This window comes from Herbinix hemicellulosilytica, from assembly GCF_002904165.1.
Classification (GTDB): Bacteria; Bacillota; Clostridia; order Lachnospirales; family Lachnospiraceae; genus Mobilitalea; species Mobilitalea hemicellulosilytica.
The window spans coordinates 1-20,689 of record NZ_CVTD020000013.1 but is presented as its reverse complement, the minus strand read 5'-3'; the positions used below and the strand labels follow the sequence as shown (position 1 = coordinate 20,689).

The following is a 20,689-nucleotide window of genomic DNA, read 5'->3' as shown; positions in this document are numbered from 1 at the left end:
TAATGAATATATCTAAAAGATTAACACAAGTGCTCTCCTCTTCTCCAAAAATACCTTTTAATGATTATTCCAGATTTATTATTATGAGTGACTGCCACAGGGGAGACGGAGGATGGGCCGATAATTTTTCCGACAATCAAAATCTTTTCTGTGCGGCATTGCAATATTATTATGAAAGAGGCTTCACATATATAGAACTTGGGGACGGGGACGAATTATGGGAAAACCGTGATATAGGAAGGATAATCAGTACCCATAGCGATGCCTATTGGATTATGTCCCAGTTTTATAAGGCCGGAAGATTTTATATGATATACGGCAATCATGATATAGTAAAAAGGGATCCCAAATATTCCAGAACCAAATGCAATTCCTTTTACTGCGCCAGTACAAACTCCATAATGCCGCTTTTTCCGGGCATAAGAATCTACGAAGGATTGGTTTTGGAATACAGTATCGCCCCTTGTCAGATTTTTTTAACACACGGACATCAGGCTGATATACTGAACGATACCTTTTGGCGCCTGTCACGCTTTATGGTCCGTTATATCTGGAAGCCTCTGGAACTTATAGGAATTCGAGATCCTACCAGTGCAGCCAAAAACAGCGATAAGAAAAATAAGGTTGAAAAGAGACTGGCAGATTGGTCGAAAAAAAACAATCAAATGATTATTACAGGGCATACCCACAGACCGGTCTTTCCCAAGCCCGGAGAAGATTTATACTTCAACGACGGCTGTTGTGTTCATCCAAGGCAGATAACGGGAATAGAAATAATAAACGGTTCCATATCCCTGGTAAAATGGGCTATTATGACAAAGCCGGACCGTACTTTGTATGTAGGCCGAGAAATTCTAAACGGACCGGAAAAAATACTGGATTACTTATCGGAAATTGCAAAAGCCGCGGTATAAAGGAGGCTTGCGTTATTATAAAAATAAAGTGTATACTGAAATACCCAAAATTACACACAGAAACACCGATGAGAATTGTACTGCCTCATATATGAAATCCCTCTTGTTTTAATTTCTTTTGACAGGGCAAATCTCATCGGTGTTTTGTAATTTTTTACTAAATTAAATTTTTTATTCTTTAATGTCTATAACACTTACCGGACAACCGTCCCTGGCTTCCTTGGCCCTTTCTATGCAATCTTCGGGTATATCCTCATCTATAGCCTGGGATTTACTGTCTTCGTTATAGCTGAATACTTCGGGACAAATATCAATGCATAAACCGCAGCTTATGCAACCGTCCTGATCTACGTATGCTTTCATAATATAAATATACTCCTTTCATACCGGCAAATTTAAGCCGTTATTAATTAATCAGACCGTTATCTATATTTTTCCTGAAATAATAAAATTTATGCATTAATAAATTAATCTTATATCATTAGGATTAAAGCCGATATTTTTTCGGTAAAAATAACTAACATCCATATAAAAACATAAACCATATAAACTTTATATTTATGATAAGATAGCCTCTTTAATATATTTGCCATATTTGCATAAAACTATATTTGTCGTATTTATTTGGTCAGTTATGCTTTAAATATAAATATTAATCTCAGGAGGATAGTTATGCAAATAGGCAAAGTATTACTTTCATCTTCCGTGTCTTTAGCCGCATTATTTTTACTGACAAAAATTTTAGGTAACAGGGAAATGTCTCAGCTTAGCATGTTTGATTATATCAGCAGCATAGCAATAGGTGCAATTGCCGGAGAAATGGCTGCTTTGTCAACCGATAATTTGATAGAACCTTTGTTTTCCATGGTTTTTTTGTCCTTATGTACTTTATGTATAAATTATTTAACATGCAAATCCATTAAACTTCGAAGATTTATTGAGGGACAGGCTTTAATTTTATATCAGAACGGTCAAATATACGAAAAAAACTTGCTTCATGCCAAGATAGACATAGGTGAACTTTTAGCGGTTTGTAGGCTCCAGGGATATTTTGATCTGGAAGAAATATATTCGATATATTTAGAAAGCAACGGACAAATAAGCATATTGCCAAAGTCGGCAAAACGGCCTTTAACCCCGTCGGACATTAATTTAAACCCGGTTCAGTCAAAACCCATGGCCAATGTTATTATAGACGGACATATATTGAAAGGGAACCTTCAAAGTACGGGCAAAGATGAAACCTGGCTTATCAAAAGAATTCAGCAAAAGGGTGTTTTAGACATTAAAGAAATAATTCTTGCAACATATGACAGTACAAAAGACGATATAAACATATACTTAAAATCTCATAAAAAAATGAAAAATGACATATTCGAATAGGGGAATGAATGACCGGAAAAAATCATAAGATATTACGAGTTGTATTATGAGGAAGTTTTTCATATGTTGCCTAAAGCAAAAGCAAGACATATTATAATGTGTGAACTTATCGTTTTGCTTATCCTGTCTTCTTTCATGATAAAAAAAGGCCTAAAATATGAAGCGGCCATGTATGCATCTTTATATGATTCCGAAAAGAAATTTATAAAATGGGTTAATTTCGATGTCACAAAGGAAGCTTTGGACATGGCTTACCGATACGATATTGAAACTTACAAAAGCGACGTTCACTTAAACTGGATCGAGCTTTTAGCTTATCTGGGAGCAAAGTACGGCGGCGATTTTTCAAGATATAAAGAAAAACATATGACTGACCTTGCAAATAAGCTTTTAAGCAAAGAAGAAACTATGGAATCCCTTACAAAAAATATGAAATATTACGATTATTATCTGGAAGCCTATACGGCAGTTCTCGGCGGCATGGTAGGCGAATATAAAATTGAAGTTTCCGATGAAACAGCTCCCGGCGGTAAACGGTGGGAAGAAAAATATGGGCTTAAAGCATTCTTTCCGCTTGCAAAGAACTATCCTTTCAGCCATTTTGATGATTTCGGAACGTCCAGAAGCTACGGTTTTAAAAGGAAACATCTTGGACATGACCTGATGGGCCAGGTAGGTACTCCTGTTATAGCTGTAGAATCCGGGTATGTGGAAGCATTGGGCTGGAACAGGTACGGGGGCTGGCGAATTGGAATTCGCAGTTTTGATAAAAAAAGATATTATTACTATGCCCATCTAAGGCAAAATTTTCCTTATAATAAATCATTACAAATCGGCAGTGTCGTCCAGGCCGGGGATGTAATAGGTTACCTGGGCAGGACCGGATACAGTACTAAGGAGAATACCAACAATATCCGCACACCCCATCTGCATTTCGGTATTCAACTGATATTTGACGAATCACAAAAAGACAGTATTCATGAAATTTGGATTGACTGTTATGAATTAGTCAAATTTTTATACAAAAACCGCAGTGCAACGGTTAAGGACCCTGAAACCAAAGAATATCACAGGGTATATCAAATTGAAGATCCTGCTGCAGAAGATTTTATAAAACATCAAATTTACAAATATGATGACGAAGACATAGATATCCATATTTATGAATAATATTTGGCTTTGATATAAAAATCCTAATATTGCTTTCGGATATATTTTCTTTTTAATAAGCAAAGAAAACATATAAACAAAGGAAGAATATACAGGAATATCAGATTAAGGTTAACAATCACATGTTTATAGAAAAAGTCATACTCAAATTGTGTACGGCTTACTAAAAATGTCAAATAATAAACAACCATAGCTACCGGTATAATAAGAAACTCCTTCTCTTCTATTCCAAATAGCCATCTTATTATATGCAGAACAATAATAAACATAATGCATACGGAAACATAATCGGACAATATACATACAAGGGTTACAAGGACCTCAAACCTTTCAAAAATATTAAAGAATGTAATACTTTTTACTGTTATATAAAAAGGGAAAGGAAGGTAGGCCGTCAAAGGAGCCCCGGTTATTCCATAAGTAAATATAGTTATAACCAGGTTTAAGAGTATAAAAATCAAGGCTCCCGTCCAAAACTTTCTAAGATGCTTTTTGGTTACCGATAAACCGAAACGGTCGGCAAAAAACAAGATTAAAAATATATTACCTCCTACGGCAGTAACATTAATAGAAGCTTTTAAGGTATTTGGTAGATTAATTGCCGATACAGGTATCAAATAGTCTGTTCTAAGCCTGTTTAAGGCACAAATAAAGAGTATACCGATAAAAGCAAATACCGGTCCCAGGGCAAATTCCGAAAAGCGGAATATGGTCTTGGCTGTTTTGTAAAGGGCATATATAGCAAGAATAATCATTACCTGAATAAAAAAATCGGAACCGGTCTTTGGCATAAGAGTAAACTGTAATGATAAAGCATAAGCATTTAATATCCCAGTAAGATACAATATAGCCCATATCAGGTAAAATATCATGATGAATTTTGCAAAAACTTTTCCGGTCAATTGAACAGTTATTTCATATAAATTCAGTCCCGGATAGGAATTAATAAGCAATATTATTATGGCAGTCAGAATAAGTACCGGAAAAGTGGCCCATATTGGGCTAATATATCCGCTTCTTCCCGCTTCTTTTGCCAAAGCCGAAGGTATTTGCCTTAATACAGGAGATATGGAAATAAACAAATACATTAATACAGCCTGTCGTATGGATAATGGCTTATTCATATAGCTACCCCATTTCATGTATATTTCCGGCATCATTTAATGGATGTTTTATTTTATATATTTTTCCAAAACACTTGCCATGCTTGGAACATACGGATAGATTTGATGAATAATTCCAAGCATTATTCCGATAAAGGATAAAAATAAAAATACAAGAAAATTGACTTTTTTATTAAGTATCTTGTCCTTTTCCCTCATAAAAGAAATTACTAACAGTACACCAAATACGAAAATCATTTTTAGCCTCCATATAAATTCTTTTAAACGATTTTAACATATAACTGATTTTAAGATGGATTTTTGGTATTATTTCCTTAAGACACTTTAATGCTATAAGAACAGCGACTTTTTCTATTAAAAATTAATTGTTCATTTATGGCTTGTTAATTGCTAAGAATGAATGATTTCGTAATTTTGGAATTAACCTCATAATAGTATTGTATTTCAGGCAAAGTATCATTCCATTTTTCTTCAAACTCTTTCCAGTTTTTTGAATGGCGGTTTTGAATGATTCTTGATATCTGCAATATGTCTCTTTTATTTTTCACAGAATAATTGACTGCTTTTTTTAATATTTCAATTATATATTCATTTTGCATACCTGTAAGCCTATTTAATTCTTCCCGTGTAAATATATTTTTATCCGTATTCACCTCTTTAACTGCGGTTTCAAAATCCAAATCAATTTTGATTTTTATAACTTTTCCCTCACAAGCTGATTTTAAATTGCATTTTGAATAGGTTATAGATAAACCTACGTTGTTATCAAGGTATATAGGAAATGCCTTGATAATATTTTTTATAAAATTTACTCCGGATGACGTATCCATATCAAGATAATCAACCAGAGTTGTCTTATCGAAAACCGCATATCCCTGAAGTAAAAAAGAATTATTTTCGGATATCAGATAAGGAATAAGTACACAGGTCATATTGTTTTCCAATTCATTTAAAATATTGACCAAAGTATTGTCATTTCTTTTAACAAGTTCCCCCTGCTTTTGCTCTATTGCCTCAAGATCTTCATGGATAACCTGTTTATTGTCCAGACTTTCTCTTATAAAATCTTCTGCCTGCACACCCTTGGTTACGAATATCAGAGATTCCATCTTTACGGTTTCATCTCTTGACAGAAAGTCAATACAATAGTCAATACCCTTTTTTGCCGCCCGGTCTCCGATTAAAAAATAACCGGTATTTGCAATTGAAACCGTTTTTTTATTTTTCAGCCTTAAATTCTGAAAAGCCTCAAATGGTGTGGCCCCTCTTCCTTGACCGATTTCCTCTTTTCCCGTATCCGTACTTTCGGCATCAGCCCCCTGACCTGTATTGTAAACTGCTGTCAGGATATATTCGTCAGACATATAATCTATGCCCATTACATGGATAAAATTAATCTCGTCAATCTCTTTTCTGTTCATATCATTGCTGCATCCGGTTAACAGGCATAAAAATATAAATAAAATTAAAACTCTTACTCTATTCATCTTTTATGTCCCCTTGTTTAATTTTATTTTTATATGCTACATCTTCCGGGCGATTTATAAAATATTTAACAGGGAACCGGAATATAGTATCTTTTATATTTCTTTCTTCCACATCAACAAAAGGTGACAGGTAGGCAGTCCCGTAATTGCTCAGGCTGCATAAATGAGTAAGTAAAATTATAAGACCAATAACCAGCCCGAAAAATCCTCCCACTGCCGCAAGAAGAGCAAGAATAAATCTGATAAGCCTTACTGCACTGCTAAGGTCCTGATTTGGCATTATAAATCCGCCTATTCCTGCCAAAGCAACTATTACTACAACCGCCGGTGATATCAAATTGGCTTCAACAGCCGATTGGCCGACTACCAGCCCGCCAAGGATTGACATGGCGGTACCGACGGCTTGAGGAAGCCTAAGCCCCGCTTCTATAAGAATTTCAAAGGAAATCAAAAGGCCTAAGACTTCTGTTGCCGAAGAAAAAGGTACGTTTTGCTTTGCTTCCTGGATTGATAAGGATAACTGAACAGGAAGCATCTGGCTTTGATAAGTGGTGGCCGCTATATAAAAAGCAGGTAAGAACAAGGTTATTATAAGAGCCATATATCGTATAAAGCGCAAAGCTGAGCCTATCAAAAAATGGTTGGCATAATCGTCCGGAGACTGCATAAGCATGGGAAGCTGACAGGGAAGAATGTAAACAAAGGGTATTCCGTCCACCACCAATGCTATCCTGCCGTCAGTTAAATTTGAAGAGACTCTGTCCGGTCTTTGGGTATACATAACCTGCGGGAAAATGCTTGCTTTATTTTCAATTAAATATTCTTCGATAAATGCCGGAGTCGGTATATTGTCTATGTCTATCTTGCTTATAATCTCTCTGATTTTATTTACCGTGTCAGGATTTGCGATGTCTTTTATATATACTAGTGACATATCGGTTTTTGACAATTTTCCAGCAGTCAGTTTTTCAACCACCAGTTTTTCGGATCTTATTTTTCTCCGGATTAAAGCGGTATTTACCCGCATAGTTTCGACAAAGGATTCTTTAGACCCTTTAATTACATTTTCTTCCGTCGGTTCTTGTATGGAACGCTTTTCAAATTTTCTGATATCATAAACTACTGCTTTTTCTTCAAGGTCAAATATCAGGGCCACCATGCCGCTTAGCACAGATTTTATTAATTTGTTATAATCCGTTTCTTCAGATGTAAATACATGATAGGCCCCTCCCATAAGAAGATAATCCATAAGCTGGCGTTCGGTCTTACATTCAGCAAGATATGGGTCAATTTTTAAATTTTGCAGTACCGCCTGATCAAACAAGTCATCATTAATAAGTCCGTCCACAGCAAACAAATGGATAATTAAATTATTTTGATTTATTTTTATAGGTCTTACAACTATGTCGCTGCTTTTTGAAAATAACTCTTTAATATAAGTGGAATTAATCCGGTTTTCCATATAAAACCTTCTTTCCGATTCTAATATAAATTTCCATATATCTATAATTTCCTGACTTATTAATAAGTATTCATTATTGATTTATAATGAAACAAACGATATAACTTAAAAATCTGTTTATTGATTAAAGGTTAGAAACTCTTATTTTTAAAAATTGAATCTGATATTTCAAATATTATCCATTAAATTATACTGATTTAACTTTATGAAATTGGGAAATCCAAAGAATTTATAGAAAAATAAAAATTGAATAGAATATAAGATTTAGAAGTTGTCCGATACGCTTAGTTTTGAAGGTCCTAAATCAGAGGTTTTTATTTTGTCATCGGAAATAAAAATTAAATTTTTACTATGAAAAAACCGTATCTTAGGCTGACCCTGATACGGTTTGATTACAATTATTTAAAATAATCTTCAATTACATCTTTAATATGTACCGGAAATACTTTTCCTTTGGCAACGGTTTGCAGGCAATTTTCAGCTTCTGTTTCATCTTCGGTAATATTTTCTATGAAACAATAATTATTAAGCTCATTATTATTTTCGCTCACCCTTATACATTCCAAACTGTATAAAGCATTTTGAAAAACAAGGTTATAGATAATTTCAACTTCTTTATTCCTGTCACAAATAGTTTTGGTCGTAATTGACTGCATCATATGCAAAAATGACACCCCTTTGTCGTATTTAGTTAAAGTAAAGCAGAATTTCATAAAATAATTATATCAGCTTATTTTATAGATTCATATAACGAATATTCAATTTCTCCATGTAATTTATAGTATGTAAACCATATTGAGCCATGCCATACAGCTTATGCCAGCGGCCGTGTAATTTTTTTCTTTACTTTTATAAAAAAAGTCAGGAAGCGTTTATAATCTTCCTGACTTTTATATTTTTTAATTAATTTCGATTGCTTCCTGCTGTGCCATCTGTTTGTAAATTGCATACTTTTCTTTAGCATACTTTTCAGCTTGATCAAACAGTTCTTCCGCCTGATCCGGGAATGCTTTCATAAGTGAACTGTAACGAACCTGTCCCATTAAGAATTCACGGAAGTTGCCTGTAGGTTCTTTTGAATCCAGTATAAACGGATTCTTACCTTCTTTTTTAAGCATGGGATTGTATCTAAACAAGTGCCAGTAACCGCACTCTACCGCTTTTTTGATATTTGCCATACTCTTTCCCATACCCTCTTTTATACCGTGGTTGATACAAGGAGAATAACATATTATCAGGGACGGTCCATTGTAACTTTCCGCTTCTCTAAGGGCTTTAATAAGCTGGTTATTATCTGCGTTAATACCGACCTGGGCCACATAAACATTGCCGTAAGTCATCATCATCCGGCCCAGGTCCTTTTTACCCTGTTTTTTACCTGACGCCGCAAATTTGGCGATAGCTGCGGTTGGCGTTGCTTTGGATGCCTGGCCGCCTGTGTTGGAATATACTTCTGTATCAAATACCAGCACATTTATATCTTCACCGGATGAAAGTACATGATCAAGGCCTCCGTAACCGATATCATAAGCCCAGCCGTCACCGCCTATCAGCCAGATTGACCGCTTAACCAAATAGTCCTTGTTTTGTTTGATTTCATTTACCAGGTTAACTGCTTCTACGTCGGTATGAGTAAAATCTTCCAATACTTCCAGCACTTTTCTGCTGGCTTCTTTGGATGCTTCACCGTCGTTTTTATAATGAATCCAGTCATTGAAGGCTTCTTTTATTTTTTCTTCTATATTCATTCCGATAAGCTTTTTCATATTTTCTTCAAGCTTATTGCGGATCTGCTTGACTGCCAGATACATACCAAATCCGTACTCTGCGTTATCTTCAAACAAAGAGTTTGCCCAGGAAGGACCTTTTCCTTCTCTGTTTATAGTATAAGCCATACTGGGAGCCGACGAAGCCCAAATAGTTGAGCAACCGGTGGCATTGGCAATCATCATTCTCTCACCAAACAGCTGAGTTACCAGTTTTATATAAGGAGTTTCTCCGCATCCTGCACATGCTCCCGAAAATTCAATTAAAGGAGCTTTAAACTGGCTGTCTTTAAAGCTCTGGCCGTAAGCGAGATTTTCTTTAAATTTGACTTTTTCCATAACAAATTTCCAGTTTTGAACTTCTTTTTCAACCTGGGTTTCAAGGGGTTTCATTATAAGTGCCTTACCCTTTGCCGGGCATACATCGGCACAGTTACCGCAACCGGTACAATCCATAGGACTTATTTGTATTTTGTAATACAGACCCTCAAACGCCTTACCGGTAGCTTTTTTGGCTTCAAAGGTTTCGGGTGCTTCTTTTAATTCGTCTTCTGTAATCAAAAACGGCCTGATAACGGCATGAGGGCAAACCAGAGAACATTGGTTACACTGGATACAGCGTTCCAAAATCCATTCAGGTACGTTAACTGCAATTCCCCGCTTTTCATAGGCTGTTGTACCTGAAGGGAAGGTTCCGTCTTCTATACCCTTAAAGGCACTGACAGGAAGTTCTCCGCCTTTAAGTCTTGACATAGGCCGCATAATTTTTTCGATAAACTCAGGCTCTTTTACTTTTTCTTCTTCTTCATCGACCGCATTCTTCCAGCTGTCTGGTATTTTTATTTCTTTTACAGCTTCAATACCTCTGTCAACCGCTTCATAATTCATTTTAACGACATTTTCGCCTTTTTTGCCGTATAATTTATTGATAGCTTGCTTAAGTTCCTTCACATAAACTTCCTCAGGTATAAGGTTTATAAGTTTGAAGAAGGCCCCTTGCATTACCATGTTTATTCTGTTACCCAGTCCGATTTCCTGTGCTATTTTTATAGCATTTATAATATAAAAGCGGGCATTCTTTTGTGCCAGTTTGCGCTTCATATCAGCAGGAAGCTGATTTTGTAGTTCTTCTTCCGACCAGGTTGTATTTAATACAAATATACCGCCAGCTTTAAGGCTTTCAAGCATATCATACTTATATACATATGAAGGGTTATGGCAAGCTATATAATCGGCATGATTGACAAGATAGGTTGAGCGTATAGGCTCCTTTGAAAATCTTAAGTGAGATACGGTAAGACCGCCGGATTTCTTGGAGTCATAGTCAAAATAAGCCTGGACAAATAAATCAGTGTTGTTACCTATAATCTCAATAGCCTGATGGTTGGCACCGACCGTACCGTCAGAACCTAAACCCCAGATTTGGCAAGCCATCATATCTGCCTGTTCTGCGTTTATAATTTCTGCAGGCTCTAAAGAAGTCATAGTTACATCGTCGATAATACCGATTGTAAACGAATTCTTAGGATTAGCCTGTTTAAGGTTTTCATAAACAGCGGAAATATGTGAGGGAGTCGTATCCTTTGATGCCAGCCCGTATCTTCCGCCTACAATTACAGGAGGATTTGCTACGTCTTTAAAGGCCGTACAAACATCAACATACAAAGGTTCACCGACTGAACCAGGTTCTTTGGTTCGATCAAGTACTGCAATGGCTTTTACTGACTTCGGTATAACATCCAGGAAATGCTTAATAGAGAAAGGCCTGTATAAACGCACTTTAACAAGGCCATATTTTTCGCCTTTAGCGTTGTAATAATCTATGGTCTGTTCAATAGCACAGTTTACAGAGCCCATGGCTACTATAATATATTCGGCATCGGGCGCACCGTAATAATCAAAAAGATGATAACTCCTTCCCGTTCTTTGCGATATTTTATCCATATATTCTTCTACTATCGGTATAATATTTTGATAAAAAGGATTGGCAGCCTCTCTGTTCTGGAAGTAGATATCCGAGTTTTGCGCCGTACCCCTAAAACAAGGATTATTTGGCGAAAGGGCCCGGTCTTTAAAATCCCTTACGGCATCCATATCAAGCATCTCGGCATAATCTTTATATTCCAGCAATTCTATCTTTTGCATCTCATGGGAAGTTCTGAAACCGTCAAAGAAATGAATAAAAGGAAGCCTTCCCTTTATCGCTGCAAGATGGGCCACCGGAGCTAAATCCGCTACTTCCTGGACTGATCCTGAAGCCAGCATGGCACATCCTGTCTGTCTTACGGCCATCACATCCTGATGGTCTCCGAAAATACTTAAAGCATGGGTTGCAATAGCTCTGGCACTTACATGGATAACACCGGGAAGCAGTTCACCCGCACATTTATAAAGATTTGGTATCATTAAAAGAAGCCCCTGGGAAGCAGTAAAGGTAGTCGTAAGCGCACCGGCCTGCAATGAACCGTGAAATGCTCCGGCTGCTCCCGCTTCTGACTGCATTTCCACGACATTTACACTCTGACCGAAAATGTTTTTTCTGCCGTTTGCTGACCATTGGTCTGTTATTTCTGCCATACCTGAAGATGGGGTTATAGGATAAATAGCCGCAACTTCCGTAAATGCATATGCTGCATAAGCGGCTGCCGTATTTCCGTCAACCGTCATCTGAATTTTTCCCATATTGTTCTCTCCTTTTATAATTTACTTCCGTTATCTACCCAGTCTTTGGCTTCGATAACATCTTCTTCGGATGGTTTGCCGACCTGATCTACCTTATAAAAGCCTTCAAAATTCTGCCATGCCGCAGTTCCTTCTCTGTTTGTCGGATGTATTTTTCCTAACCTTTCATTATCTTTTCCCTGAAATTTAAAATCGTTTTTGTTTTTCATAAAAACCTCCTTAATTACATATTTTCATGTATAAAAAATCAGTTCCGGATACATTACATTGTTTCCTTTTTTCCGCTTATCTATTACAGATTTGCTCATTTGTTTATCAATCAATATAATCATGTGATTTTAAAACATATTTAATTTGACCTATTTGAGACTTTCTTTAATTTTTTTATCATTCGATTTAAATTTTGGCATAAAAAAACTCCCGATGTCAGGCCAAAGGCCATTCAAAGGGAGAAATATGTTTATTTATGAATTTATATCATATGCTTAGTATTGTTTAGTTTAACAGGTATTTATTATCGGATCTTTTGGCAAAATCAAAATAATTTATCTTAATTTTCTTACATTTCAATTATTAGAAATATAATAAAAAAATGCCTGATTTTGCTTTTTATAACAAAAATAATTTAATTACTGATATACAGAACACCCAAGGTATTAGGTCCGCAGTGGCTGGATATTACTCCCCCGGCTCTGGTTATCAGGATTTCTTTAAACCTATTCAATCCTTCAATAAAATCTTTAATCTCTTTAATTACAGACTCATCACATCCCGAATGGGTAATAAATACTCTCTGCGGATCGGCAGCAAGAAGCTGTTCTTTTCGGTCCTGAACATACTTTAGCAATACGGATTTTATATTGCCTCTGTATTTCTTGCCAACGTCCATTTTACCGTCTACTACAACTATTTCCGGTTTAAGTTTTAAGGTATTGGCAAGTAAAGTCGTAAGCCCCGAACATCTTCCGCCACGATGCAGAAATGTTAAAGTATCTACGACAAAACTTGCTCTTATCTTATCCTTAATTTCCTCATTGTCTTTTATAATTTCCTCTGCGGTATGGCCTTTTTTTGCCATTTCGGCTGCCCTTATAACCTGCAATCCTATTCCGGTTGAAAGATTTTTTGAATCTACCACAAAGAGCCTGTCATAATCAAGATTCTGCGCTGCCAATCTTAATACATTGCAGGTAGCAGACATAGCTTCTGATATTCCGAAAAAGATAATATCCAATCCCTCTTTTACAAACGGTTCTATGAATGCTACCGCATCTCCTATGGTTGGTGCTGCGGTTTTCGGAGTTTGGCCTGTTTCGTCGGACCAACGGTATATTTCATCAGTGGTTACATCAATACCGTCTTTTTTGGTTATATCACCCATAGAAATCATCAGAGGTATTATGTTTATATCATAAGTCTCCAATAATTCAGGGGATAAGTCACAGGTACTGTCCGCAATAATTTTAACATTACTCATTACATTCTCTCCTTTGTCCTCCGATGAAGGATTATTAAAACCTTAATATTTAAATAATATATGTCCATCATAGAGGTAAAACAGAGGCTTGTCAACAAAATAAAATTAATAATAAATATTATAAAACCCTAATTCTAATCCGACATTAGCCTTTTTTCACCCTCTATAGCCTTAAGGGGAGCTATATTCTGGGTAAACTCCAAAACACCTAAGAATTTGCCTTCTTTGTCCCTGACAGCCAAATACCTTATCATAATATATTTATCTTTCATTTTGATCCAAAAATCTTCATAATCTTTCACACCGGATTTCAAATCCTCTACAATTTTTTGCACTATATGGACACTGGCAGGCGGATGGCAATTTTCCACCTTTCTTCCGATAACCGTTTTGGGTCTCGGGAAAATACGTTCCGCCCCTTGCGAGAAATATTTTACTATTCCGTCCTTATCTACAAAAGTGACATCTACGGGCATGGTATTTAGCATTGCTTCAAGTTCCTCTTTTGTAAGAAGTCCGGTTTCAAAATTGATATAACCTCCAGAAGCCTGCTCTTGCCCTTTATACTTTTCTTTTTCATCGATGTTTACCCTTTTGGGTTTCCACTGTGCCTTGGGCTCGTAGATACAGTACCCTAATTCGCCGCTTTCTTTTGCTATCTTTAACCATTCATCTTCATTTAAAGTGTCCAGTGCCATGGGGAAAAGAATGTTTTCCTCTTTAAAAATCATTTCGTTAACCCTGTCGACAGCGGCTCTTGCCTTTTTAATCAACTCATTTACATCGGATTTTGAATCAGTTAATAAAGACACTACCTCTTTTATCTCATCCCGGATTTCATCGTCAACTCCCCACATGACCTTAGGCGGAGCGGTTATGCCGTATTTTTCAAGGTAAGGGAACAGCAGGTTTTCCTTTCTAAGATAATGCTTGTCAACTTCGTATAGTTTTAAAAATTCATCCGATAATTTTTTTCTGGTTTCGGTTGAATCGTCTTTTTGAAGTTCATCTATCAGGGGATTTATGGATTTATTTATAAGCCTTTCAAGTGCCCTGTTTTCCATTTTAAAAGTATGGACGGGATGGCCTGGAATCTCGGCAGGATTTTCCGGCATATGAATTTCCTCAATGGATCCTTTAAAGACTGCCGCATGCACATCACAGAGTCTTTGGACTTCCGATACAGGCAGACCTTCTTTAATCAGTTCGTTTTCCATCAGGGATATTTCTGTGGCAGATATCCCTTCTATTAATTTGGCAAATCTTTCTTTTACTTCATCTACCGACTTGCCGTTATGAAGCTCCATTATCAGTTCCTTCAGAACCTTTTGCCGATATTCCCTGTTATTGATATATTCGCTCATTTTTCCTCCTTTTATCGTATATTACCGCAAAGTGCCGTTAATAAATGTACTATAAAATTTCATTACATTTAGGTGCATATAAACATTTAAATATTCCTTTAATATCTTAATACTTTTAATATCTTAAAATCTTTACATTATAAAATAAAATCAATTTAAATATTCCGCTTATAAGTAAGGCTGATAAACTTAGGTCTTTACTTTTTTACTTTTATATTGCTTAGATAATGTTTTATTAATCGGGTAAACCATGCGGATATTAACCTTATATAAAATTATTACCGGTTTAACCCATTTAAATCACACGGATAACGGATAAATTTTTTTCATCTAAAAATACACTAATTACTTAGACTAGTTAAACTACATTTGATTAATTACGGTTTTATCAGATAAGCCCTAGCCGGGGCTGCTTCAGCTCCCGGTATAAGTACCGGCGCAGCAGAAAGCAGATACTCGCCCTCTTCTATATCTTTAAGCCTTAAGCCTTCAAGAATTACAACATCCGATTCGAATAAACTTATGTGACTTTCATGGCCGGGCTGGTCCCGTTCAATTCCCAGGGCATCTATGCCGACTCCTTTTATTCTTTTCTCTGCCAGGAACTTTGCTCCGCTTTTGTCCAAATAAACAAAATCGGTTTCCAAAATATCCTCAAATGAATTTCTTGTCTTTAATAAAATAAAATCCCCTTCTTTGAATGTAAATTTTTGCAAATCAACATCCGTAATCTTATCCCTGACAAAGGTTAAATCTATAACCCTGCAAGCGGTAACTACTTTAGATAATTCCAGTTTTTCAAGAGTATATCCGTCCGGTATCATATGAAGGGGTGTATCCAGATGGGTTCCGGTATGAAGGTTCATCTCCAGCCTTGTTTCATAGGCTGAAGATGAAGAAAAATCGCTGTCTATGCTTAATTTCGGCCTTTTATGTTCTTTCCCCTTATAAACCGGCATTAAACGGGTAATCGGCATGGAGATATCAAGAATCGTAAGTGCATCAGTATTTATATTCATTCTAATCCTCCTTTATATGTTCCACCATTTTCTTCCGTCCTTTGCCAACAGTTCAAATGATCTGATCGGCCCCATAGAACCGGCATCGTAATTGGGGAAATTGAGTTTGCTCTGACTGCGGTAAGAAATTATTTTATCCGCTACTTTCCAGGCGGCTTCAACTTCGTCCCATCTGGAGAACAGGGTGGAATCGCCTCTTAAAATATCGTATATCAACCTTTCGTATGCTTCAGGGGTATTGCCCTGGCCGGGAATTGCATAGCTGGTATCCATCTTGGTGGCAACAATATCATGATGAGTGGAAAAATCCTTGGTATTGAACTGGAAAAATACACCTACATTCGGCTGAATACGGATTACCAAAAGATTTGGCTCTTGTATATTGCTGTCTTTAAAATACAAAATATTCGGCAGATTCTTAAACTGGATTACGATTTCCGCACTGTATATGCCCAGCCTTTTGCCGGTTCTGATATAGAAAGGAGTTCCTGCCCACCTGAAATTATTGATGTGCAGCTTTAAAGCAACAAATGTTTCGGTATTTGAATCTTTGGGCACTTTTTCTTCTTCCCTGTATCCTACTACCGGGACTCCATCTATAACCCCTCTGCCGTATTGACCAAACACCACATTATCCCTTAAAAATTCCGGTGTAATATCTTCAATGGCTTCGATAACTTTGAGTTTTTCAGTTCTTATGGAGTCGGTATTTAAGTTTACTGGTGGCTCCATAGCTACCAGGGATAATATCTGCATAATATGATTCTGTACCATGTCCCGCATGGCACCGGATTTTTCATAGTATTCTCCCCGGGTGCCGACACCCAGTTTTTCTGTCAGGGAAATCTGTATATTATCAATAAATTTATTATTCCAAATCGATTCAAAAATCAGGTTGCAAAATCTTAATACCATTATGTTCTGTATCATCTCTTTGCCAAGATAATGGTCTATCCTGTAGATGTTGCTTTCGTCAAAAACTTCAAGAAGCTTTTGATTTAGATGCCTTGCCGTAGCCAGGTCTTTGCCGAAAGGCTTTTCTATTACAAGCCTGCTCCATCCTTCCTTTGACTTTGTCATTCCGCTTAGATGAATGCCCTGCACAATCGTTTCAAAATATTCCGGAGCTACAGCAAGATAATATATCCTGTTTCCTTTAGTTTTCGATGCCGCATCCAAATCATCCAAATAAGCCTTAAGGCCGGCATAACCGTCGTGGTCTCTGAAATCAAACCTGTAATATTTTATCATTTCTCTTAAAACAGCCCATTTGCTTTCATCTATCTTATTCCGTGAATATTTTTCGATTGAACTTTTAATATCTTCCCTGTACTGGTCTTCGGTCTTGTCTCTCCTTCCTATGGAAACAACCCGAAAATGTTTGGGAAGAAGGCCGTCCAAAAGCATATTGTATAAGGCCGGCATAAGTTTTCTGTGAGTCAAGTCTCCTGTACCGCCAAAGATTACCAATATTGCTGCCAAGTTATCCCCACCTGTTAAATTTTTATTATCCATCATTGGTACCTACCCCCTTCCTCAGCATTTTTACATTTAATCTATAGTTTACTTTCCCGGTATCAGTATAAAACCGAGTCAGGTACCCTTTTTCGGCAGGTAAATTTAAAAGATTAATATGATATTGTTAAGTACTTTTTCTAAACTACGTTATTTTATAATATCATCGTCAGTCCAAATCGTATGGAAGATCCCTTCTTTGTCCCTGCGCATATATGTGTGGGCCCCAAAATAATCTCTCTGGGCCTGCAGAAGATTCATCGGAAGTTCCGCGCTTCTGTAACTGTCATAATATGCCAAGGCACTGGATAATGCAGGCGCAGGAATACCACTTAAAACTGCGGTACTTACTACTTTTCTGAAATCATCCTGATATTCGTTTAATATTTCTTTAAAATAATCTGCCAAAAGCAAATTGACCAGATCTTTCTTCTTATCATAAGCTTCCATTATATGATTTAAAAACTGGGCCCTTATTATACAGCCGCCGCGAAATATTTTTGCTATATTTCCCAGATTTAAATTCCAGTCATACTGCATGGAAGCGGCCCTCATCAAGCCAAACCCCTGGGCATAGGCACATATTTTCCCGGCGTATAATGCCCTTCTTGCCGATTCAATAAACTCTGTCCTGTCTTCAACCGTTATATTTGCTTTTTTATCCGGCCCTTTAAGTACCTTGTCGGCAATAACCCTTTCTTCCTTCATGGATGATAAATATCTTTCATAAACCGCCGCAGTAATGGTCGGGGTAGGGACACCCAGTTCAAGGGAAATTTGGCCGGTCCACTTGCCGGTCCCCTTTTGACCGGCTACATCCAATATCATATCAACCAGGTAATTACCAGTTTCGGGATCTTTTTTTAAGAATATGTCTGAAGTAATATCAATTAAATAGCTGCTAAGCTCTCCTTTGCTCCACTCAGAAAATATCTCATGAAACTCAGGCGGTTCTATATTTAGGACATTTTTCAATATTGAGTAGATTTCGCATATAAGCTGCATATCGGCATATTCAATTCCGTTATGGACCATTTTAACAAAATGGCCTGCCCCGTCTTTTCCAATATAGGTACAACAGGAGTCACTGCCGACTTTTGCAGAAATATCGTTTAATATATTCTCCAAAAGTTCATATGCTTTAAGGTTTCCGCCAGGCATGATGGCAGGCCCTTTTCTTGCACCTTCTTCCCCGCCGGATATGCCGGTTCCGAGATAAAGTATATTCTTCTCTTCCAGCATCCTGCACCTAGCTATGGTATCAAGGTAATTTGAATTACCTCCGTCCATTATCACATCTCCTGGCTCCAGCAAAGGTATCAGTTGCGAAATCATATCGTCTACAGCCCTGCCTGCCTTGACCATCAAAATTATTTTTCTCGGTTTTTCAAGTGATGAAACCAATTCCTCCAATGAATATGTTCCTATTATATTTTTGTCTTTTGCTTCGTTAAGTAAGCTGTCCGTTTTTTCTCTTGAGCGGTTATAGACTGCCACCGAATAACCGTGGTCTGCAATATTAAGCGCCAGATTTTTTCCCATAACCGCAAGGCCTATTAAGCCGACCGTTTGTTTTGCCATTTAATCCCCTCCTGTTATAAGAAACCTTGATATGCAGCAAGGTTTCAATGCTCATAGGTGTTTTATATAATTTTTCTTATTATATGTCAGTATATTACATCATATCCGTTTTTTGATAAGGTATCTTTTATGGTTTCCATACTGATTTTTTTCATGACAGCACCTTTTTTTATAGTCATAAATCTGCCAACTGTAGAAAGCATACCGGGCTTTGCTATATCTACAAACCCTAAATCATGGAGGATTTCGGGCAATTCGGGATATTCCTTGCAAAGATCATAAACGCTTTTATTTAAATCCAATATCTTTTTTTCCATAATATCCTCCCAAAATATAAATTTTCATTTTAAGTATGCACAAGGGAAGATATTTTTTCTGTGACTCAAATCACATATAATTCATATATGTTATATATATTTATATTATTATATTAAATTAGTTATTTAAAAGCAACCAATTGTGTATTTTCCTGTTAATAAACAAGTTCATTAATAAGTTCTTTTACCGTTGTCATTTTATTCAAACGGTACACATTTTCGCCGCAAAAAACCAGCCCCTCATCAATATTGCCCTTAACAGCTTCTATCAAAGCTTTCGTTATGCAATAAGGAATTTCTTTCGGATTGCAGTGTTCGAGGCAATTATAGCATTTTCCAATAGGGATTTTCCCGGCGGCAAGTTTTTTAATAAAAGGTGTAATTATAGCCCTTCCAGGCATTCCTACGGGGCTGTTTATTATAGCAATATCTTCGTGGGAGGCTTTTAAATATGCTTTTTTAAATTCCTCCCCGGCGTCGCATTCTTTTGTTACCACAAATCTTGTTGATATCTGTACTCCGTCTGCACCCAAATCCAAAGCATGTCTGATATCATCCCGGTCATAAATACCTCCGGCCACAATCACAGGTATTTTAACCTGATATTTTTCTTCGTATACTTTTACATGGTTTATTATGTCTTTTATAATAGTATCAAAATCAAACTGTCTGTCGGCAAGCTGTTCTTTGGTAAATGCCAGATGGCCTCCTGCTTTGGGGCCTTCCACAACAATAAAGTCGGCCGTCCTATTGTATTTTCTGTCCCACATTTTTAAAATAACCGATGCTGCCCTTAAACTGGATACTATAGGAGCTATTTTTATGTCATAACCTTGGACCAGTTCCGGAAGTTTTATGGGAAGACCGGCTCCGGATATAATAATATCTGTCCCTGCTTCACAGGCGGCTTTTATATATTTTTCATATTGTCTTGTGGCAACCATAACATTAACACCTACAATACCTCCATCTGCTATGGTTCTTGCCATATCTATATGCTTTTTTATGGCTTTTAAATTTGCTTTTAACTGATCGGTTTCAAATTCCGGTTCATCATATCCTATCTGGGCTGTAGATATTATACCGATTCCTCCTTCTTTTGCGACTGATCCTGCCAGCCGCCATCTGCTTACTCCTACCCCCATACCTCCCTGAATTATCGGAATTTGGGCCTTTAAATTTCCTATAATAAGTTGTTTCATATTAAGCAGTAACCTCCGAGTTTGTTTTAGAAAATTTATTTTGATAATCAAAATATTCGATTAAAAATTATCCGGTTTCAAAACCGGTCAAATCTAAAATATATTTAATTATATATAATATAAAGTATAAATGTCAATGTCGTATAGTATTATAACCTCTTTTATATAGTATTTATTACTATATAATATAAAATATAAAAGCATATTACTTAACCTTATAAAAAAA

General features: G+C 36.6%; 18 protein-coding genes. 3 read left to right on the top strand and 15 right to left on the bottom strand.

The window, feature by feature from the left end; genetic code table 11:
• The first annotated feature begins 2 nt into the window (after nt 1-2).
• Nucleotides 3-914 (top strand): metallophosphoesterase, encoded by a 912-nt coding sequence (locus HHT355_RS05040; RefSeq protein ID WP_103202342.1) that lies wholly within the window; start codon nt 3-5, stop codon nt 912-914.
• 171 nt (nt 915-1,085) lie between these two features.
• Here the strand turns inward: HHT355_RS05040 and HHT355_RS05035 are convergent, their stop codons facing one another.
• Nucleotides 1,086-1,277 (bottom strand): ferredoxin, encoded by a 192-nt coding sequence (locus HHT355_RS05035; protein WP_103202341.1) that lies wholly within the window; start codon nt 1,275-1,277, stop codon nt 1,086-1,088.
• 309 nt (nt 1,278-1,586) lie between these two features.
• On the opposite strand from HHT355_RS05035, the gene HHT355_RS05030 reads away from it, so the two are divergent.
• Entirely contained in the window at nt 1,587-2,297 is a 711-nt protein-coding gene (locus tag HHT355_RS05030) for a DUF421 domain-containing protein (RefSeq protein WP_103202340.1), read from the top strand.
• A gap of 63 nt (nt 2,298-2,360) precedes the next feature.
• A complete protein-coding gene (locus HHT355_RS05025; protein WP_103202339.1) occupies nt 2,361-3,467 on the top strand; it encodes a M23 family metallopeptidase in 1,107 nt (368 codons plus the stop codon).
• 23 nt (nt 3,468-3,490) lie between these two features.
• Here HHT355_RS05025 and HHT355_RS05020 read toward each other — a convergent pair whose 3' ends face one another.
• The 14 genes from HHT355_RS05020 to HHT355_RS04955 form a co-directional block, all read right to left on the bottom strand.
• Nucleotides 3,491-4,591, bottom strand: coding sequence for a GerAB/ArcD/ProY family transporter (locus HHT355_RS05020; RefSeq protein WP_158245894.1), 1,101 nt, complete (start codon nt 4,589-4,591; stop codon nt 3,491-3,493).
• Nucleotides 4,592-4,639: 48 nt separating this feature from the next.
• The gene (locus tag HHT355_RS05015) at nt 4,640-4,828 is read right to left on the bottom strand and encodes a hypothetical protein (RefSeq protein ID WP_103202337.1); all 189 of its coding nucleotides are present in this window, start codon (nt 4,826-4,828) and stop codon (nt 4,640-4,642) included.
• Nucleotides 4,829-4,974: 146 nt separating this feature from the next.
• Entirely contained in the window at nt 4,975-6,078 is a 1,104-nt protein-coding gene (locus tag HHT355_RS05010; protein ID WP_103202336.1) for a Ger(x)C family spore germination protein, read from the bottom strand.
• Entirely contained in the window at nt 6,071-7,540 is a 1,470-nt protein-coding gene (locus tag HHT355_RS05005; RefSeq protein ID WP_103202335.1) for a spore germination protein, read from the bottom strand. Before HHT355_RS05005 ends, HHT355_RS05010 begins: the two co-directional genes overlap by 8 nt.
• A 398-nt stretch (nt 7,541-7,938) precedes the next feature.
• Nucleotides 7,939-8,199, bottom strand: coding sequence for a DUF6514 family protein (locus HHT355_RS05000; protein WP_146039169.1), 261 nt, complete (start codon nt 8,197-8,199; stop codon nt 7,939-7,941).
• Between the two features lie 240 nt (nt 8,200-8,439).
• Complete coding sequence (nifJ, locus tag HHT355_RS04995; RefSeq protein WP_103202333.1) at nt 8,440-11,988, bottom strand: pyruvate:ferredoxin (flavodoxin) oxidoreductase; 3,549 nt, start codon at nt 11,986-11,988, stop codon at nt 8,440-8,442.
• 14 nt (nt 11,989-12,002) lie between these two features.
• Nucleotides 12,003-12,197, bottom strand: coding sequence for a CDIF630_02480 family spore surface protein (locus HHT355_RS04990; RefSeq protein WP_103202332.1), 195 nt, complete (start codon nt 12,195-12,197; stop codon nt 12,003-12,005).
• A 416-nt stretch (nt 12,198-12,613) separates the two neighbouring features.
• Nucleotides 12,614-13,465: a DegV family protein gene (locus HHT355_RS04985; protein WP_103202331.1), complete on the bottom strand. Its 852-nt coding sequence runs from the start codon at nt 13,463-13,465 to the stop codon at nt 12,614-12,616.
• 134 nt (nt 13,466-13,599) lie between these two features.
• Nucleotides 13,600-14,829 carry a DUF438 domain-containing protein gene (locus tag HHT355_RS04980; RefSeq protein ID WP_103202330.1) on the bottom strand — a complete coding sequence of 410 codons (1,230 nt, stop codon included), beginning with the start codon at nt 14,827-14,829 and terminating at the stop codon, nt 13,600-13,602.
• A 377-nt stretch (nt 14,830-15,206) separates the two neighbouring features.
• Nucleotides 15,207-15,848 (bottom strand): cyclase family protein, encoded by a 642-nt coding sequence (locus tag HHT355_RS04975; protein WP_103202329.1) that lies wholly within the window; start codon nt 15,846-15,848, stop codon nt 15,207-15,209.
• Nucleotides 15,849-15,860: 12 nt separating this feature from the next.
• Nucleotides 15,861-17,366, bottom strand: coding sequence for a glucose-6-phosphate dehydrogenase (zwf, locus tag HHT355_RS04970; RefSeq protein ID WP_199179161.1), 1,506 nt, complete (start codon nt 17,364-17,366; stop codon nt 15,861-15,863).
• A 147-nt stretch (nt 17,367-17,513) separates the two neighbouring features.
• Nucleotides 17,514-18,944 (bottom strand): NADP-dependent phosphogluconate dehydrogenase, encoded by a 1,431-nt coding sequence (gene gndA, locus HHT355_RS04965; protein ID WP_103202328.1) that lies wholly within the window; start codon nt 18,942-18,944, stop codon nt 17,514-17,516.
• Nucleotides 18,945-19,030: 86 nt separating this feature from the next.
• Entirely contained in the window at nt 19,031-19,261 is a 231-nt protein-coding gene (locus HHT355_RS04960; RefSeq protein WP_103202327.1) for a DUF1858 domain-containing protein, read from the bottom strand.
• Nucleotides 19,262-19,416: 155 nt separating this feature from the next.
• Nucleotides 19,417-20,463, bottom strand: coding sequence for an NAD(P)H-dependent flavin oxidoreductase (locus tag HHT355_RS04955; protein ID WP_103202326.1), 1,047 nt, complete (start codon nt 20,461-20,463; stop codon nt 19,417-19,419).
• Nucleotides 20,464-20,689 lie beyond the last annotated feature (226 nt).

Coding starts and splice junctions, on each gene's coding strand:
- HHT355_RS05040 (WP_103202342.1), top strand. CDS start 3: ATGAATATATCTAAAAGATTAACACAAGTGCTCTCCTCTTCTCCAAAA.
- HHT355_RS05035 (WP_103202341.1), bottom strand. CDS start 1,277: ATGAAAGCATACGTAGATCAGGACGGTTGCATAAGCTGCGGTTTATGC.
- HHT355_RS05030 (WP_103202340.1), top strand. CDS start 1,587: ATGCAAATAGGCAAAGTATTACTTTCATCTTCCGTGTCTTTAGCCGCA.
- HHT355_RS05025 (WP_103202339.1), top strand. CDS start 2,361: ATGTTGCCTAAAGCAAAAGCAAGACATATTATAATGTGTGAACTTATC.
- HHT355_RS05020 (WP_158245894.1), bottom strand. CDS start 4,591: ATGAATAAGCCATTATCCATACGACAGGCTGTATTAATGTATTTGTTT.
- HHT355_RS05015 (WP_103202337.1), bottom strand. CDS start 4,828: ATGATTTTCGTATTTGGTGTACTGTTAGTAATTTCTTTTATGAGGGAA.
- HHT355_RS05010 (WP_103202336.1), bottom strand. CDS start 6,078: ATGAATAGAGTAAGAGTTTTAATTTTATTTATATTTTTATGCCTGTTA.
- HHT355_RS05005 (WP_103202335.1), bottom strand. CDS start 7,540: ATGGAAAACCGGATTAATTCCACTTATATTAAAGAGTTATTTTCAAAA.
- HHT355_RS05000 (WP_146039169.1), bottom strand. CDS start 8,199: ATGATGCAGTCAATTACGACCAAAACTATTTGTGACAGGAATAAAGAA.
- nifJ (WP_103202333.1), bottom strand. CDS start 11,988: ATGGGAAAAATTCAGATGACGGTTGACGGAAATACGGCAGCCGCTTAT.
- HHT355_RS04990 (WP_103202332.1), bottom strand. CDS start 12,197: ATGAAAAACAAAAACGATTTTAAATTTCAGGGAAAAGATAATGAAAGG.
- HHT355_RS04985 (WP_103202331.1), bottom strand. CDS start 13,465: ATGAGTAATGTTAAAATTATTGCGGACAGTACCTGTGACTTATCCCCT.
- HHT355_RS04980 (WP_103202330.1), bottom strand. CDS start 14,829: ATGAGCGAATATATCAATAACAGGGAATATCGGCAAAAGGTTCTGAAG.
- HHT355_RS04975 (WP_103202329.1), bottom strand. CDS start 15,848: ATGAATATAAATACTGATGCACTTACGATTCTTGATATCTCCATGCCG.
- zwf (WP_199179161.1), bottom strand. CDS start 17,366: ATGATGGATAATAAAAATTTAACAGGTGGGGATAACTTGGCAGCAATA.
- gndA (WP_103202328.1), bottom strand. CDS start 18,944: ATGGCAAAACAAACGGTCGGCTTAATAGGCCTTGCGGTTATGGGAAAA.
- HHT355_RS04960 (WP_103202327.1), bottom strand. CDS start 19,261: ATGGAAAAAAAGATATTGGATTTAAATAAAAGCGTTTATGATCTTTGC.
- HHT355_RS04955 (WP_103202326.1), bottom strand. CDS start 20,463: ATGAAACAACTTATTATAGGAAATTTAAAGGCCCAAATTCCGATAATT.